At 34.2% G+C, this 18,053-nt stretch carries 17 protein-coding genes; 13 read left to right on the forward strand and 4 right to left on the reverse strand.

Features of this window, described 5'->3' with window-relative positions; genetic code table 11:
• Nucleotides 1–525: 525 nt before the first annotated feature.
• The 7 genes from CVD18_RS12150 to CVD18_RS12185 all read left to right on the forward strand — a co-directional run bounded on the left by CVD18_RS12150 (nucleotide 526) and on the right by CVD18_RS12185 (nucleotide 6,007).
• Complete coding sequence (locus tag CVD18_RS12150; RefSeq protein ID WP_103865716.1) at nucleotides 526–879, forward strand: YegP family protein; 354 nt, start codon at nucleotides 526–528, stop codon at nucleotides 877–879.
• An 84-nt stretch (nucleotides 880–963) separates the two neighbouring features.
• Nucleotides 964–1,209 carry a DUF4236 domain-containing protein gene (locus tag CVD18_RS12155; protein WP_103865717.1) on the forward strand — a complete coding sequence of 82 codons (246 nt, stop codon included), beginning with the start codon at nucleotides 964–966 and terminating at the stop codon, nucleotides 1,207–1,209.
• A 36-nt stretch (nucleotides 1,210–1,245) separates the two neighbouring features.
• Nucleotides 1,246–1,587 (forward strand): excalibur calcium-binding domain-containing protein, encoded by a 342-nt coding sequence (locus CVD18_RS12160; protein WP_103865718.1) that lies wholly within the window; start codon nucleotides 1,246–1,248, stop codon nucleotides 1,585–1,587.
• Between the two features lie 12 nt (nucleotides 1,588–1,599).
• Nucleotides 1,600–1,824, forward strand: coding sequence for a hypothetical protein (locus CVD18_RS12165; RefSeq protein WP_233194540.1), 225 nt, complete (start codon nucleotides 1,600–1,602; stop codon nucleotides 1,822–1,824).
• A 29-nt stretch (nucleotides 1,825–1,853) separates the two neighbouring features.
• Complete coding sequence (locus tag CVD18_RS12170; protein ID WP_103865720.1) at nucleotides 1,854–3,650, forward strand: ATP-dependent endonuclease; 1,797 nt, start codon at nucleotides 1,854–1,856, stop codon at nucleotides 3,648–3,650.
• Between the two features lie 266 nt (nucleotides 3,651–3,916).
• A complete protein-coding gene (locus CVD18_RS12180; RefSeq protein WP_103865722.1) occupies nucleotides 3,917–4,219 on the forward strand; it encodes a GIY-YIG nuclease family protein in 303 nt (100 codons plus the stop codon).
• A gap of 123 nt (nucleotides 4,220–4,342) precedes the next feature.
• Nucleotides 4,343–6,007, forward strand: coding sequence for a VWA domain-containing protein (locus CVD18_RS12185; protein ID WP_103865723.1), 1,665 nt, complete (start codon nucleotides 4,343–4,345; stop codon nucleotides 6,005–6,007).
• Between the two features lie 35 nt (nucleotides 6,008–6,042).
• Here the strand turns inward: CVD18_RS12185 and CVD18_RS12190 are convergent, their stop codons facing one another.
• The gene (locus CVD18_RS12190) at nucleotides 6,043–6,954 is read right to left on the reverse strand and encodes a DUF302 domain-containing protein (RefSeq protein ID WP_233194541.1); all 912 of its coding nucleotides are present in this window, start codon (nucleotides 6,952–6,954) and stop codon (nucleotides 6,043–6,045) included.
• 475 nt (nucleotides 6,955–7,429) lie between these two features.
• Here CVD18_RS12190 and CVD18_RS12195 point away from each other — a divergent pair, with 475 nt between their 5' ends.
• The 4 genes from CVD18_RS12195 (at nucleotide 7,430) to CVD18_RS12210 (ending at nucleotide 13,798) form a co-directional block, all read left to right on the forward strand.
• Nucleotides 7,430–8,722: a cobyrinate a,c-diamide synthase gene (locus tag CVD18_RS12195; protein ID WP_103865724.1), complete on the forward strand. Its 1,293-nt coding sequence runs from the start codon at nucleotides 7,430–7,432 to the stop codon at nucleotides 8,720–8,722.
• Nucleotides 8,713–12,456, forward strand: coding sequence for a cobaltochelatase subunit CobN (gene cobN, locus CVD18_RS12200; protein WP_103865725.1), 3,744 nt, complete (start codon nucleotides 8,713–8,715; stop codon nucleotides 12,454–12,456). The genes CVD18_RS12195 and cobN overlap by 10 nt, the downstream gene beginning before the upstream one ends.
• A gap of 242 nt (nucleotides 12,457–12,698) precedes the next feature.
• On the forward strand, nucleotides 12,699–13,280 hold the full coding sequence (locus tag CVD18_RS12205) for a YdeI family protein (RefSeq protein ID WP_103865726.1): 582 nt from the start codon (nucleotides 12,699–12,701) through the stop codon (nucleotides 13,278–13,280).
• Nucleotides 13,281–13,399: 119 nt separating this feature from the next.
• On the forward strand, nucleotides 13,400–13,798 hold the full coding sequence (locus CVD18_RS12210; protein WP_103865727.1) for an HIT family protein: 399 nt from the start codon (nucleotides 13,400–13,402) through the stop codon (nucleotides 13,796–13,798).
• Nucleotides 13,799–13,866: 68 nt separating this feature from the next.
• On the opposite strand, the gene CVD18_RS12215 is transcribed toward CVD18_RS12210, so the two are convergent.
• From CVD18_RS12215 to CVD18_RS12225, 3 genes are all read right to left on the reverse strand, one after another.
• A complete protein-coding gene (locus CVD18_RS12215; protein WP_233194542.1) occupies nucleotides 13,867–14,406 on the reverse strand; it encodes a DKNYY domain-containing protein in 540 nt (179 codons plus the stop codon).
• A 172-nt stretch (nucleotides 14,407–14,578) separates the two neighbouring features.
• A complete protein-coding gene (locus CVD18_RS12220) occupies nucleotides 14,579–15,118 on the reverse strand; it encodes a cupin domain-containing protein (RefSeq protein WP_158250447.1) in 540 nt (179 codons plus the stop codon).
• Nucleotides 15,119–15,207: 89 nt separating this feature from the next.
• Nucleotides 15,208–16,317 (reverse strand): serine hydrolase, encoded by a 1,110-nt coding sequence (locus CVD18_RS12225; RefSeq protein ID WP_103865730.1) that lies wholly within the window; start codon nucleotides 16,315–16,317, stop codon nucleotides 15,208–15,210.
• 392 nt (nucleotides 16,318–16,709) lie between these two features.
• Between CVD18_RS12225 and CVD18_RS12230 the strand changes: the two genes are divergently transcribed.
• Complete coding sequence (locus CVD18_RS12230) at nucleotides 16,710–17,081, forward strand: helix-turn-helix transcriptional regulator (protein WP_233194544.1); 372 nt, start codon at nucleotides 16,710–16,712, stop codon at nucleotides 17,079–17,081.
• The gene (locus tag CVD18_RS12235) at nucleotides 17,074–17,529 is read left to right on the forward strand and encodes an SRPBCC domain-containing protein (RefSeq protein ID WP_103865732.1); all 456 of its coding nucleotides are present in this window, start codon (nucleotides 17,074–17,076) and stop codon (nucleotides 17,527–17,529) included. Before CVD18_RS12230 ends, CVD18_RS12235 begins: the two co-directional genes overlap by 8 nt.
• Nucleotides 17,530–18,053 lie beyond the last annotated feature (524 nt).

The raw sequence follows: 18,053 nt of genomic DNA on the forward strand, positions 1-18,053 counted from the left end.
ACAATATAGACTTTGCATTCACTGGCATCATATTGAATTTTAAAAAGGATACTAGTCATAAAGAATCAATGACTGTTTCAAATCAAACCTTAAATTCATAAAAAATGTTAAACCTGGGGTTCTTAATCAAACAGAACTAGAATGATTCGATATTGGGTGTTTGTTATTTTTTATAGTATCGTTTGCCATTCCAGTGTAGACTGGAATCTATCACAACGCAATGCGTACTCATTGGTTCCCAGCCTGCGCTGAGAGGGCAGAGAATGAGATAGTGAGAGGTTTTCATTTTTAGAATTTTACATTTATCATTTTACGGTTTTATATTTATACCATGGGTTCTCGATATATTTTTCACTCCACTACATAAGAATCATTCAAACAGACATTTCGTTTATAATAGTACTCTTCTGAAAAAAAAAATCCTCAATTCTGAGGATGTCATATACTAGGTTGTAACGATTGTCTAGCCTGTGATTATCTACGAATTTTGAATCAAATATTATAAACTAATTTAAATAAGAAAAAATGAGTAATCAAAAATTCAAAATTCACAAAAGCGACAAGAACAATCAGTACTATTTCAACCTACATGCAGGTAACAGTCAGGTTATTTTAAGTAGTGAAATGTATACTACAAAACAAGGTTGTAAAGGAGGGATAGAGTCTGTAAAAAACAATTCCCAAATAGACGAACAATACGATCGCAAAGAAGCTAAAAACGGACAGTTCTATTTTACACTAAAAGCTACCAACGGAGAAGCTATTGGTAAGAGCGAGATGTATACTACCAAAACAGCCAGAGACAATGGGATTGAGTCTGTAAAAAAGAATGCTCCCATAGCAGAAACACTTGATACAACAATAAGAGTTGTGAGTTAATTGTGAATACCAAAGGTTGCTCTTATGCAGGGGTAGAAAACATAGCTTTCTGAGCAACCTTTGTTTTCTTTAAAAAAAACAAATATGGCTTTTAGGTATTATAAACGCATCAAACTAGGAAAAAGACTAGGAATCAATATTAGTAAATCAGGAATTTATCCCAGTTATCGATCCAAAATAGGAACCATAAGTTCCAGAGGATATTCTGTAAAAACAGGAATCTCTGGACTATCCTACAGAAAATCTTTTAAGAAAGGAAAAGGCTGTTTACTGCTGTTTATCATGCTGATTAGTATTAATCTAAGCCTATTTGTGATACTCCTGTTATAGCCTTAATAACTACCGTAAACCAACAAATACACTCAAATGAAAAATCCATGCTCTATAAAACCTTGGCTGGTTATAATACTAGTACTATTAATCAACAATGCCTGTTCAACACCAGAATCAGTAGTAATACACTGTATTGATACCAACTGCGAAGATTATAGATCCCAACAAGAAGCACAAGCAGCTTTTGATGCAGACCCCGAATGTAGAAATGACCTTGACCATGATAGTGATGGGATTGCCTGCGAACATTTGACGGATCGGGTAAGTAATTGCCCAACCACAGCCAATTGTGGATGCTCAGGAAAAAACAAAAACCAATGTAAACAAGACTCTTGCTGCCAATGGATAGTTGGTAAAGGATGCAATTGTAACTAATAAAACAACCCCATGAGTAAACTAATCATTCACCTGCTCCTAGTAGCAATAATGACACCCGCTACTACTATTATAAATACAGATAAAGAAGTATATATCTGCAACGGCCCACACAGCAAAAGATATCATTATCACAAACACTGTAGAGGCTTAAGTAAATGTTCTACCTACATATATAAGGTATCCCTCAAAAAAGCCAAAGAAGAAGGCAGAACCCTCTGTGGTTGGGAGAAATAATATATAAATAACTTAAAAAATGGAAAAAAATGAAATTAGAATTAATTGAAATAAAAGGGTTTAGGAAATTAAACAACATAAAAATAAATTTAGGGGATACTAGCTTTCTAATTGGTGAAAACAATTCTGGAAAATCTTCTATATTAAAAGCTATCGAGTTAATTTTAACTAATAGTAATGCAGAACCTGAGGATTATTCTAAAAGAATAAATAATGAAAATGGATCAATTGAAAATGTAGATTCTGAAATAGTTTTAACTGCGACTTTTTCACATGTTCCAGAAGAAGCAGATAGTTGGATAGGCTTTAAAGGAAGAGTGTTTAAAGAAAATGATATAAGAAAAATAAAATACAAAAAAACATTTTCTAATGGTCAAATTAAATTTGAAATATGGGAACAAAACAAAGAAATTAAAGATTCTGTTAAGGTCGGGTCGAAAGTTACAATAGCATCTCTGATCTCATCTAATATTTTAAAAGAAAAAGTATATAAAATTTTTGAAGGAATTTCTGAAAATCAAAACTTAACAACAAAAACTTATCTACCTAAATTAGAAGAGATATATGAAGCATGGGATTATGATGATGAATTTAGTTGGATAAATAACCCTGGTGGTATTCCTCAGAATGTTATTTCAAAACTCCCTAAGTTTATTTTAATTCCAGCAGAGCATAAAGCAAATGAGATTGATAGTAATAAAAAAACTGCTTTAGGAGAAATTATGTCGACAATTTTTGGTGAAATAGTTGAGAAATCAGAAAGCTTTGAAAAAGTTAAGAAATATTTTGGACAGCTTGAAAAAGAAGTTGATACAGGGAATATTGAGACAGAATTTGGTAAGTTGATGGTTAATGTAAATAAAACTATTAAAAATATTTTCCCTGATTCAGAAATTCTGGCAAAAGTAAATTTATCAAACCCGGGGGATTTTTTAACCCCAAAATACGATATAAAACTTGGTTCTAATATCATGACAAATGTTTCTTATCAAGGAACAGGGATGATTCGCTCAACTGCATTTTCATTATTAAAATTTAGAGAGGATTGGAGGAAAAAAAGAGATAAGGACTTAAGGAGTTTAATAATTGGATTTGAGGAGCCCGAATTGTTTCTTCACCCAAATGCAGCTAATCAAATGAGGGAAACGATATACGATTTAGCAGGTTCTAACAATCAAATTATCTGTACTTCTCATTCTCCGTACATGATAGATTTATCACGAGAAAACAAAAACCAAATAATCAATAATATTTCAATTAATGAAGATACTTTTGTTCAATCTATTCCATTTTCAATAACAGAGAAATTTATGGAATTAATAGAAGATGATAGGCATTATGTGAAAATGCTTGTTAAACTAGATGATTATTTTGCGAGAGCTTTTTTTGCGAAAAAAATTGTAATAGTTGAAGGAGATACAGAAGATGTGGTTCTTAGAAAATCAGTAAATGTTTTACCAAAAGAAATAAAAAATAGTATAATGTGTGATTTTCAGTTTATTAAAGCAAGAGGAAAAGCAACAATCCCACCTTTGATTAAATATTTTGAAGCTTTGGGAATTAGGGACTATTTTATTATTCATGATAGAGACCAAGGAGTATTTCGAGCAGAGGATGTAAACCCTAGGATTCTGCAGGCAATACAAACAGAGGAGAGAAGGGTTATGTTGGAAGAATGTATTGAAGATGCCTTAGGGTATGAAGCACCTTCAAAAGATAAACCATATAGAGCATATTCCGAAACCGAAAACTGGGAAAGTCTCGAGGATATCCCTGATAATTGGCGAAGAGTTATTGAAAGAGTATTTGTTGGATATTTAGAATAGAGAAATGAAAAGGAAATAGATGTTCTTTACTTGTCCTTCCAGCGCAGGGTTGAATCCATATAGAGATTGTTGCTCCATATTGAACCCCAGTCTACACTGAGGTGCCAATTCGTTTATTAGTAAGATGCGTTTTGGCTGTCCTTCCAGCGCAGGCTGGAATCTATACAGGATTTCTTTATTAGAGGTTGATTTTAAGTAATTAAACATTATTTTTATTCAAAAAGACTTGTCATTCCAGCGTAGGCTGGAATCCAAACACATTTCATATGCTCAAACCGAAACATCAATACGCAGTTTACATACTTACCAATAAAAAAAATGGAACACTTTATATCGGCATGACTAATAATTTAGAAAGAAGAGTTTTTGAGCATAAAAACAAATTACTAGAAGGGTTTACTAAAAAATATGGCTTGGATAAATTGGTTTATTTTGAAGTATACCAATATGTTAATGATGCAATAACTAGAGAAAAAAGACTAAAGTCATGGAATCGAGAATGGAAAATTAACCTTATCAAAGAAGAGAATCCAAACTGGAAAGATTTAGCCTTTGATTGGTATGATTAAAATGTTCCCTAGCCTTACGTTGGGGAGATAACATGTTTATTTATATGAATACGTTTTACTTGTTCCTCCACAAACATAATTCCGTATTTTTACCATCAGTTAATGGTATAAAAAACGGTATTGATGAAACCCAAATACAGCTATCCTTTTACAGCTATTGCAGGTCAAGATGATTTAAAATTATGTTTGTTGCTTACTCTGGTAGACCTAAGTATAGGAGGGGTATTGGCAACGGGAGACAAAGGGACTGCCAAAACTACTATGGTACGAGGGTTAAGTCAATTGATGGGAGTAGATTTTCCGTTTGTGAATTTACCTATTGGGGCAACAGAAGATCGAGTATTAGGCAGTATCAATCTAGAAGCATTAATCAATCAGAAAACAACGATAGTAGACAAAGGACTACTGGCGCAGGCACATCAAGGTTTTTTATATATCGATGAGGTAAACTTACTCAATGATTATCTGATGGATGTATTACTTGATGCGTCGGCAACGGGAGGATATCACTTAGAACGCGAGGGAATCTCGCAATGGGTGGATAGTTGTTTTTGTCTTGTAGGTACAATGAATCCCGAAGAAGGAGCCTTACGACCACAACTATTGGATCGATTTGGGCTAAGTGTAACGATACAGACTCCCAAAGAAATAGAAATACGAACCCAGATTGCTATGCAACGTCTGAGTTTTGATAGTGATCCTACTGCGTTTTATACGCAATTTGTCGAAGAAGAGAAAACGATTAAAGATAAGGTGCTTGCTGCCAGACAACGATTACACTCTGTAAATATTCCACAATCGGTTCAGGCATTATGTGCAGAGTTAACGATTACTAATCAAGTAGAAGGGATGCGGGCAGATATTCTATTGCTAAAAACTGCAAGAGCCTATGCCGCATATCATCATCAAGACGAAGTAACGGCAGAAATGGCGACAACCATTGCCCCGTTCGTATTACAACATCGAGCAAAAGAATATACACCACCCTCTGATCAGAATAATGATGAATCCTCTGATCAGCAAAATGAAGCCCCTCAAGAAGAGACAGCACCTCAAAATGAGCAAGGAGATACAGGGTTTCAACTGCCAAAATCAGTACAACAAGGGTTAAAGTTTTCAGCTTCAAAAGCAAGTAAAAAGCAAGAAGTACCACTGGATACTATAGAGAAATTACATACTGTACCCTATACCGCTAGCCAACAACCAGAGATTTCTATAGTGCAATCTGTAAAAAAATATTTGAGTACAAATAGGTTTACACCAGTGTACAAACAAGCTACAGAGAAAGCGGTAGCACGCATTGTATTTCTGGTAGATACTAGTGCTTCTATGGCGATAGACCAACAAATGGCACACCTGAAAGGAATTATAGAAAAAACGATTAAAACACACCCTATGCAACGATTGCAATATGCAATTATAGGATTACAAGATCAGACAGCAAAAGTTATTCAGGAGTTTACGACCAATATACAACAGGTTTCAACAATCAATCACCAGTTGAAAACAGGAGGAAAAACCAATCTGGGAGCGGCTTTTATGAAGGTATATGAAGTTTTACGCTCGGTACAGATGCAAACCGTACAACTGTTTGTATTTACAGATGGAAAAATAAATACAGGAACATCACAGCCGTTTCAATATGCTATTACTACCTATAAGAAGTACCTTGCCAAAATCCCTAAAACAACGATTATAGACACAGAAATTGGTTTTGTAAGATTAGGCAAGGCACAACAATTGGCTCAGCAATTACAACTGAACTACATGGCAATGTCTCAGTTTTAAAATACGTTGAGCCATAATATGATTATACTGATTGATTAGTTTCCTGTAGCTATATCAGAAAGTTGATTCAATGCTCCAGTAATAGTTTGTAGAACCTCGTCGTTGTTCGTAATTTTATGACGATCTTTTAGAAAAGAAGGATCGTTATAAGAAACCATTACTTTGCCATCAGTATCTTCCCAAACCAAAAATTTCTGAGGTAAATCAATCCCCGTAGTTTGTGCATTTTGCATAAGAGGAGTTCCTAGATTAGGGTTTCCAAAAATGATAAGCCGTATAGGAGTTAACTCAAGGTCAACAGATGCGGCATTTGCCTGATGGTCTACCTCTGCAATCAGTTTCAGGTTTTTATTCCCTTTGATAGCTGTTACCAATGTAACATAAGTTTCGTCAAAATTCTGCGTACTGGTTTTGGTAATAATCCCTTCACCTTTGGAAATAGAATCAGCATTATTAGGGATAAAAGAACCATTACCCACTGTATTTACAAAATTAGTAAGGGCAGTATGAATGGTATTTAGTGCATCAACACCCTGTAAGCCATGTCTTGATTTTAGATACGATACATTATTAAAACCAACACGAGTACTGTCTTTAGCATCTTTCCAGATAAACAGTTTTTGAGGGAGGTCTAATCCAACCAAAGGATTGGCCTGCATGAGGGGGGTGCCCAAAGCAGGGTTTCCAAAAATAATAACCTTGGTACTATCCAATTCCTTATCAACAGCCAGCGCATTGGCTCTATGATTTACTTGGGTAACAATACGAATAGGACCAGCTGATTCTAGTGCCTTGATAATAGTAGCATCAGTAGTTTTAAAATCTTTGGTTGAGGTACTATAGGTTAACCCAACCACATCGATTGTATCAGGAGTAGGAGTAACATCATCATCTTTACATGATGAAAGCAATAGTGTACATAGAAGTACAGTAAAAAACATTTTCATAGCATTTTTTAGTTTATAAGAGTTAAAATAATAAAGCTTTATTAAACGAGTTAAAAAGCATAATACCATAACAACATAGGGTTGTGCTTTATTTTGCATTGTGATAAAATTAACGTTATGTGTTTGTTTGTAAGGGCTTTGTGGTGTGTTTCTGTGGTTAATTCAAATTGATGATGGGTATTTGTAAAGGGACGATTATTTCACCCCTAGGTTTCAGGTAAAATCTGAAATAACAATCTTTTAAACATAAAACAAAAAAATGCTATATGTAACCAAACACCCAATATCGAAGTTCACAAACTATCGATCGTCAATTAACAACCTCACTACTATATGCTCTCTTTTGTAACAAAGAATAAGTAAAAAAGAAACAATGTATTCGTGCTTTTTCAAAGTTAAAATGGTATTAGATTCTATTTACTGAGCTATATTTGAGGAGTAGTAAACGTAAAGCGACTTATATTATTTTTAACATATGCCCAAAGCATTTCTTATAGCTGCTCCATGGAGCAACTCAGGTAAAACGACACTTACACTAGCCATGTCTCGCTGGTTTATGAATCAGGGATATAGTGTACAACCATTTAAATGTGGACCTGATTATATAGATACAATTCATCACACGACTGCCGCAAGAAAAGTGGCAATAAATCTGGACACAGTGATGATGCCACCAGCGCATATGACATCAGTTTTTGATCGGTATAGTGCTACTGCCGATATAAGTATTGTAGAAGGAGTAATGGGATTGTTTGATGGAGCTGTAAAAGATCAGGGAAGTTCTGCCGCAATAGCCAAAGCACTTGATATTCCTGTGATTCTGGTCGTAAACGCAGCTGCTAAGGCATATACGATCGCTCCTATATTACATGGGCTAAAAACCTTTGATCCCGAAGTAAAAATTGCAGGAGTCATTTTTAATTTTGTAAAAACAGCATCACATTATGCATTTCTCAAAGAAGCCTGTGATACGGTTGGGATTACATCATTAGGATATATACCACCCAATGACGAGATAGCCATCCCCTCGCGACATCTGGGATTACATATCGATAGTGATTTTGAAAATGTTATCCAAAAAGCAGCTTCATATGTAGCAACACACATCTCTTTGTCTAAGCTTTTGGAACTGGCCAAAACCTATCCTAAAACAACCCATAAAATAACAGTAGGTATACCTGAAACTAAGAAATATAAAATAGCTATCGCAAAGGATGAAGCATTTACATTTACCTATTTCGAAAATTTAAAATGGCTGGAAAACATAGGAGAAGTCACCTATTTTAGTCCGATTCATGACTCACAACTCCCTGAAGCTGATGTAATATATCTGGCAGGAGGATATCCCGAACTATATCTTGACGCATTATCAAGTAATGTTGCTATGAGAGACCAGATAAAAGCTGCTGCAAACCGAGGAGTGAGAATATTTGCAGAATGTGGAGGGATGATGTATTTGGGTACTACCATTATAAATGAAAATGGAGTATCGTTCCCTATGGTAGGAATATTTACATATGATACATCAATGCAAAATAAAAAACTGTCCTTGGGATATCGTAAAGTAGTAGTTGATGATCTAGAAATATGGGGACATGAATTTCATTACTCTACCATATCAAATACAGATAGCATACCAACACTAGGTAATGTGTTTTCGGCAAGAGAAAAAGAAGTATCCACAAAAATATACCAATATAAAAATGTATATGCGAGTTATATACACTTGTATTGGGCAGCATTAGAACCCAAAGACATATGCATTTAATCGCAACAATCCCAGGAGGATGGAACCCCAATGATGATGGTATCTTTTATATAGAGCAACAACCAGGAGATATTGTATTTCTGAGCGCCGCAGATACCGAAATCCATACCTTTAACGAAGCTTATAAAGAAGTATACGAAACAGGAGAGGAGCTACCTAGCTTAAGAATGACCAATTTGGTATACCTTAAACAAGAACTAACCATAGATACTTATCTAGAAGAAGTACTAGAAAAAGCCAAGGTGATTGTTTGCAGTATGCTGGGGGGAGTGTCGTATTATAAATATTTGGTAGAATCACTGGTAGATTTACAAGAACGAATAGGGAATACCATATTGTTTTTACCAGCCCATGAACCGGATTTTGAGCTGATGCAATTATCATCTGTTGATATACAAATAGTACATCAATGCAGACAGTATCTACAGGAAGGAGGTAAAAGAAATACCATCGCCTTATTTAATTATATAAGACATCAGTTTTTTGATCAAAAAATAACTATAGTCCCTCCAGAACCTATTACAGATGTATTTTTGTATAGTACGATTGGGGGTATACGTACTCAAGAACAGCTAGAAACTGATATTGATCTATCAAAACCTACAACAGTACTATTAGCATATCGTACCCATTATTTATCAGATAACCTGGAGCCTTTGCAAGTGATGAGTACAGCACTGCGAGATCGTGGGATGAATACTTTTGTGGTTTTTGCTAGCAATTTAAGAGACTCTAGGCTATTGGATCAGGTGCAAAGGTTAATGACCAATAGCGGAAAACGGAATATACATACCATAATCAACACTACAGGATTTACCATCAAACCCATGGATGGTTCTGATTTTATTTTTGAAAAACTACGAGTTCCTGTACTACAAGCGATCTTTTCTACTGCCAATAAACAAGTTTGGGAAGAAGGGCTCTTTGGGTTACCCCCAACAGATATTGCGATGAATATTGCCTTGCCCGAAATTGATGGACGAATTATCGGACGAGCCGTTTCATTCAAAAAAGAAATTATAAAAGATACGCTTACCGATAGCTCAATACTAAAATATGAAGCACATTTACCTGCTTGTGAGTTTATGGCAGAACTAGCACAACGATGGGCAGCATTACGATATAAGAAAAATGAAGATAAAAAGGTAGCAGTTATTTTGCCTAATTATCCTAATAAAGATAGTCGTTTGGCCAATGGAGTAGGATTGGATACCCCAGAGAGTTGTATTGTACTGCTTGATACACTAAAATCAGAAGGGTATACAATAGGAGAACAATTACCGCAAAGTGGTACAGAGTTGATGCATTGGATTACACAGGTAACTACCAATGATGTAACCACCACTATGACCAGGCCTCATGCATTGGTTTTTGATCGTACGGACTTTGATATTTATTTTTCGGCATTATCAGAAGAATTACAACAAAAAGTAACCACACAATGGGGGCAACCAGAAGAAGATCCCTATTATACAGGCAATGGATTTATTGTATCAGGGTTCTTATTAGGTAATATTTTTGTAAGTATACAACCTTCTCGTGGGTATAATCAAGACCCACAGGCCATTTATCATTCTCCCGACCTACCACCAACGTATCAATATTTAGCCTATTATTTTTGGTTACAACAGAGTTATCAGGCAGATGCGGTTATTCATTTAGGAAAGCATGGAAACCTGGAATGGTTACCAGGAAAGAGTGTATCTCTAGATCCTGAAACCTGTTTTCCTGCGGCAGTATTTGGGGCATTGCCTCACTTTTACCCATTTATTATCAATGATCCAGGAGAAGGAACACAGGCAAAAAGACGTAATCAAGCGGTGATTATAGACCATTTGATCCCACCAATGACCCGAGCAGAAAGTTATGGAAGCCTGATGAAATTAGAACATCTGGTAGATGAATATTACGAAGCTTCATCCCTTGACCCAAAACGATCGCGAGTATTAGAAAAAGAAATTGCCACTTTGGTAAATGAAACAAAACTGAATGTGGATTTGGGGATTGCCTCAGATGACCTAGATGAGCTACTAGTCAAACTAGATGGGTATCTATGCGAATTGAAAGAAGCACAGATTCGTGATGGATTGCATATTTTTGGGAAAGCCCCTGTAGATGAACAACTCATCGATTTATTGATTGCATTGCATCGAGTGCCAGGGTATCATCAAGAAGGAATTACACAGGCATTGGCCAAAGATATAGGGATAGAAGATAATATTCTAGAGATAGCCTATACACAAACTATGGAGCTTACCATAGAAGACGTTTTTTGTAAAACGGCAGGGCAGGTTATCGCCCAATTAGAAGGTATTGCTAAAAGAGTATTGATTACCTATCTAGAAGAGAATAAACTCCCTGAGCAGTATCCACGAATAAAAATATTGTTAGCGCAAATAAAGACAGATACTCTAGTAAAAGTACAACGTACAACAGAAGAGTTAAGTTGTCTTTTGGAGGGGTTGGATGGGTATTATGTCCCTTCTGGGCCATCAGGGGCACCCACTCGCGGGCGATTAGATTTGTTACCTACGGGAAGAAATTTTTATTCTGTAGATGTTAGAACGATTCCTACAGAGACAGCATATCGATTAGGAGAGAAAAGTGCACAGCTGATTATTGATCGATATTTACAAGAAAACGGAGAGTATCCCGAAACTATCGGAATCTCGGTATGGGGAACCTCAACTATGCGTACAGGGGGAGATGATATTGCACAAGCATTTGCACTAATGGGGATACGCCCTATCTGGAAAAATGCCAACCGTAGAGTAACTGATTTTGAAGTCATACCGCTCCTAAAACTAGGAAGACCCAGAGTAGATGTTACCTTGCGAATTTCAGGGTTTTTTAGAGATGCATTTCCTGATGTGATAAACCTGTTTAATGCCGTGGTACAACGTTTGGCAACCTTAGATGAACCAATAGAAGATAACCCAATCAGAAAACGTTTTCTGGAAGAGCAAACCCAATGGGAACAGCAAGGATTGCCACAAGAAGAAGCCTCGCACCGTGCTTTATATCGTGTATTTGGTTCTAAGCCTGGAGCTTATGGAGCAGGATTACAGGCAGTGATAGACGAAAAAAACTGGCAAACCCAAGAAGATCTTGCCAAAGTGTATATCAATTGGAGCGGATATGCGTATGGTAGCTCTAAGCAAGGGGTTTCTGCTCATGAATCTTTTCAATATCGACTACAAGCCATGCAGATTGTTATGCAGAATCAAGATAATCGAGAGCATGATATTTTGGATAGTGATGATTATTATCAGTTTCACGGGGGATTGGCAAATGCAGTAAAAACAGTAAAGGGAGATGATGCTGAAATTTATTTTGGAGATCACTCAAGACCAGAAACACCAAAAATAAAGACGCTAAAAGAAGAGTTGCTAAAAGTATACCGATCACGAGTGATTAACCCCAAATGGATAGCAGGTGTACAGCGGCATGGGTATAAAGGGGCATTTGAAATGGCAGCGACCCTAGATTATCTATTTGCCTATGATGCTACTACCAATCTTATTGATGATTTTATGTACGAGGGGATCACAGAAAGTTATCTGTTGAAAGAAGAAAATAAAGAGTTTATCAAACAGCATAATCCCTGGGCACTCAAAGATATGAGTGAACGATTGCTAGAAGCCATACAGCGAGGTATGTGGGCAAACCCATCTAAAGAGATCAAAGAACAGTTAGAAAATTTATACATGGAAGGAGAGGGGATTGTAGAGTAAAAAGAGTGTGGTGTTTAGTAATTAGAATTGAGTAGTGAGAAGTTTTCACCTTATCATTTTACATTTTTCGGCTTTATAGATGTAAAACGCTTTTCAATACTATTTTTCTTCATTAGTATTACGAAAAATCACTCGAACAGACATTTCGAAGTTAATTTTTATTACCTCTTGACATAAGGTTGTCACATGTCAAGTATATGTTTGTATCAAAAAATCTTTAAAGTAAGTGAAAATAAAAGGTTTTGTGTAAAAATAAAATAGAAACATACTGCCCTAAAAGCCGAACAGATTGGCGAAAATGGTTAGAGAAAAATCATCAGTCAAAACAATCTGTTTGGCTTATTTATTTTAAGCTATCAACAAAAATTAATTCTATTAGTTGGAGTGAAGCAGTCGATGAAGCACTTTGTTTTGGGTGGATAGATAGCACTAAAAAGACTATTGACGAAGAAAGGTATATGCAATATTTCAGTAAAAGGAAACCTAGTAGCACATGGTCAAGAATAAACAAAGAAAAAGTCACCAAACTCATCCAGAGTAACCTAATGACAAAATCAGGTTTTGATAGCATAGAAACTGCTAAGCAAAATGGCTCTTGGTCAATTTTGGATGAAGTAGAAGCACTTATTATTCCAGAAGATTTAAAAAGAGAATTTAACCAAAGAGAGGGGGCTTTGGAATATTACGAGAGTTTGAGCAAATCGGCAAAGAAAATTCTATTAGCATGGGTTGTTCTTGCGAATAGAAGCGAAACCAGACAAAAAAGAATTATAGAAATAGCAGAAAATGCTAGTAGAAAACTGAAACCAAAACAATTCAGGTAATATAAAAGCGTTTTATAACAAAAAAGTTTAAACTACTTCAAAATAAAAATAATAAGGGATATGTATCAAACTGAAAGGAATCTTATTTTCAAATCCCTTATTGTTCTATAGAAACTGATATGAATACTTGTATTTTTTGTAAAATAGTAAAAGGCGAGGCCAAATCTTGGAAGGTATTTGAAAATGAAGATGCTTGTGCATTTCTAGATATTCATCCTGCAACGAGATATCATACACTTGTTATCCCCAAAAAACATTATACAAATGTTTTTGATATTCCTGAAAAAGAATTACAATCAGTTATGACTGCCGTAAAAAAAGTATGTATGTTGTATAAAGAAAAACTAGGCATACAGAATTTACAGGTTATTAGTAATTCTGGAGCAGTGGCACAACAAGAAGTGTTTCATTTACATTTTCATATTGTTCCTCGCAAATGGGGAGATGGACAAAACCTAAAGTGGAATACCCATCCCGAATGGGTACAGGATTTTGATACGATGATTGCAGAATTATAAGTTTTGACAGTTTTATAGACAGTATCTCTAAAGTAAGGTGATATCTGCGCTTTGTTAAACGAGAGTATTTATAATGGTTGTAAAACTGTTAGCACTTTTTTTATTTCGCTATCGGAGATCTCTGTTATTTCAATTTTGCTATCCCAGAAATAATATCCGTTTTTATCTTTGGCAAAACACCCAATTCCTTTTTTGGTTTTGAATGTTTTGTAGTCTACAGAATCCATTACCATTGCTCTTTCCCCAAAAATATGGTGCTTATCTCTGGCATAGCAGTCTCCTATGATTTTGAATGTAGCTACATCAGCATCTTCTACAATCCAAAAGTTCCCTCCGTCTGCCATATCATAATGTGTGTAGATGTGGTTTTTATCTTTGTAAAAAGAACTTCCGAGATACTTAAATGTCAAGGTGTCTACCACAGTGCGCATGGACTCTCCCTCACAACATACTTGTGTAATGTATTTGTTTATAAAAATTCCTTCTGCTGTTCCTTCTCTTGTTTTAAAACCGATATCTCCTCTATTAGAGCTCCAAAGTCCACAGGATAGTTTTTTCCATTCAAGGGATTTGTTGATACTATCAATCCTATGTTTTTTTTGATGCATACGGTTTGTTCTATACTCAGTTATAGTATCTTTTGAGAGACTGTCCTTTTTGTGTACAAGATTTGTATGGCTGTTTTGATTATTTTGTGAGTGCTGTTTACAAGATAATGTTATAACAGAGAGCCATATCAGTAAGATTATTTTTTTTGAATACATGCCTTTATGTTTGGAACTAATTACAATACTGTAACATTAGTTTTTTTTCTAAACCAATGATTCTACCAATAACTGCCAGTGTTGAGATACCTATTTTTTGAATGATTCTTGGAGCTTCTGGTATATAGGCATCCATCATATTCAATCCAATTGCCATATAAAATATATTTTTTGGCAGACCACTTTTGTAAACTTTACCATCTTTTGCCAGTCCATATATTATTTGTAGCGCTTTTTTTATGTGCCTAGCAGGAGTAATTTCTACTTCGAATACGACATCTTTACCTGATTTATTATAAAATTGATGCGTATCAAATTCTTTGATTAATACTTCATTATTTGGTTTGAGTATTCTTTCATCATTATTTAGAATTACATGTAACTCTCCTTTAATTATTTTAAATTTTTCAGTGATTTTAGTGTGGTAATGTAGTCTAGACTGACCCCCGTTTGGTTTTAAGAAAGTTTTAAAAATCAATTTCTCTTTAGATTCATTAAGTACTTCAATCTCATCTTTTATAATAGGGTTCGAGAATCTGTTATTACCTACTGACATAGACTCTATGTTTTGATTTGATATTTTTATAAAAGATTTAATTTTCATATTTAGATGATGGTATAGTTTTTATTTCAAAATTTTTATTTTCAAAAATAAAATTTAGAAATTTCATCAACCATTTCATAAGTTGGTATTCCTGATAAATTTGTAAATAAGATGATGGATAGATTATCTTTTGGGTAAATTGTAAAAGAAGCTCGTCCACCTCCAAATGGTGATACCCCTAGATGTTTTTCTCTTTTTATTACTGGCCAACCTAAAGCATAAGTATTTAAAATCCCTGTAAAATCTCCGTATTTTCCATTATTTAGTTTAACAGGAGTCCACATTTTATCAATACTTGCTTTTTGTAATAATTTTCCAGATTGAAGAGAAATAACCCATTTAGCCATTTCATTAGCTGTAGTAAACACTCCAGCATCAGCTCTTAAATTGGTGGGGAACTCCTCATTAACCTCTATTAGATTAGTTCCTTTTATATCCTCACCTGTAGTTTTATCTTTATAATAATAGCAATATGTAGGAGATTTATTTTCTTTTACATCAAAAGAATTTCCATAGATTGTTTGTTTCATACCAGCTACGTCAAATTGATTTGTTTTGACAAACTCTTCAAAAGGAACATTACCATGTTTTTCTATAATTTTTTGAATTAATAAATAATTAGTAGCATTATAATTAAATTCTTCTCCTGATTTAAATTGTAGAGGCATCTTTTGAACTGCGACCCAAGCAGAATACTGACCTTTACCACCGATTAATTCATCCTTATATGGATCTTCAATATCTGGTAATCCTGATGTATGACTAAGTAGCTGTCGTATTGTAATAGACCTCCATTTATTAGGTAGATTAGATATATGTTTAGAAATAGAATCAGATAATACTAGTTTATTTCTTTCTTCTAGTTGTAAAATTGCTGTAGAAGCAAAAACTTTGGCTATTGAGTTGATTGAGAAAATGGTGTTTTCTTTGACAGCTACGGAAAAAGGTACATTTGCAATACCTAAATTTTCAGATAAAATAATTTTATTGTTTTTAATTACAGTAACCTGTAATCCTGGAATGCCTTCTTTTTCCATTATCTTTTCAAGATAATTTAGAACCTTGAATTTCTCAGTAGAGGTAGAGTTATTAGGTTCTTTTTTACAACTAAAAAAGCTAATTAAAACTATTAATATTAAACAGTTCTTCATGGATTGATTTTATTTGAAAGATAATAAATAGTTTAGAGTCAATGTAAATCAATAGTTATTTTTCTGAATTGGAATTTAATTTACCCTAGTTGTATTTTGAATCTTAATTAATACTAAAACAAGTAAATGTTATGATAACTTCAGTTTTAGAATAACAGTAGTTAAAATAATTTGTAATAAACTGTTTTAGCGTGCTAATGTACTTATATGCTTATATAATTGTTTCTTATATAGATAAAATAATACTTATCTACATGTATCTACTTATTAGATGATATAAGTAAGAAAAATAACAAGTTTTTATGGTTGTAAAGAGTAATTAAATAAGAAAAGTAGTTCATTCTTACTGATAAAAGAATGTAAATAAGTTGTTTAATTAATTGTGTAATCAAATGGCTACGTATATATTTGTAGCCAATCGATTACATATAAGAATGAGAAGAGATGTTTTTCAAGCAATTGCTGATCCAGTAAGAAGAGATATAATAGGATTATTGGCAAATCAGGAATTGACCGTAAATTCTGTTGCCGAAAACTTTGATATCAGTCGCCCAGCCGTTTCTAATCATATAAAAATATTGAGTGAATGCGGAATTGTTGTTATCCATAAAAAAGGAAGAGAACGGTATTGCCAAATTCAACCCCAAAATTTACTTCCAGTAGCAGAATGGATAGAACAGTATAGAAAATTATGGGAGGAGAAATTAGATTCTTTTGAGAGTTATTTAATGAAATTACAAACAAAAAATAAAAACGATGAGTAAAACAAATGAAACCAATGATCGCACAGTGACCATAGAAAGAACTTTTAATGCTCCTGTAGGATTGGTATGGCAAGCTTGGACGCAACCAGAGCATATTGCACAATGGTGGGGACCAAAAGGGATGGAAACCAAAGTGATAGTGCATGATTTTAGAGAAGGAGGAGCATGGAAATATACGATGCAAATGCCCGATGGAAATGAGTTTATCTCTGATGGAGTTTATTCTGTTATTATCGAACTCAAAAAGATAATTTCTTCTGCCAACTTTAAGCCAATGACAGAAGGTGTAGAAATACAAGCACTGTTTGAGGAGGATGGAGATAAAACCAATTTTACTTTTAATGTAATTCATGCAACAGCTGCCTATTGTGAGCAACAGAAAAAAATGGGTATTTTGAATGGATGGGGATCTGTTTTTACCAGACTCGAAGAGTATCTTCAAAAATAAAACGATTACCTTTTACCTTGGATATAGCGATTTTATAGTCGTAATGAGTCCTTAATACTATTTTTCTTTTGAAAAATGAGATGAACTAATATTTTATTGCAATAAGTTTAAAGTATAATTGGTAGAAGAAAGAATGTTTTTTTTAAACACGTCTTTTTTTATCCTATATACGTCATTTTGTAAAAGGTATTCTCTTTTAAGTTTGCGTATTATTTAGATTCAAGTAAACTGTCTCGGGGCAAACCCATGAAGTATTCTTTTGAAATGAACCTTTGTTTTGAGACAAAATTCGGAGTATTATAATCTTACTTAGTGAATAAAAATAAATAGTTATGAGAATAACTTACCCGATTTTGTGTACAGTACTATTTATAAGTATCGATTTTTTAATAAAACACGAATACCAGTGATTTAAATTTATAAATTTAGGATACTATAGAAATCCTTGGCTTAGTTATGATTTGTATATGTTTTATCTTAGCCTAAATTTTATTTTTGATGATTCCTGAAGATTTCAAAGACTT

This window comes from Aquimarina sp. I32.4 (assembly GCF_002924285.1).
GTDB lineage: Bacteria > Bacteroidota > Bacteroidia > Flavobacteriales > Flavobacteriaceae > Aquimarina.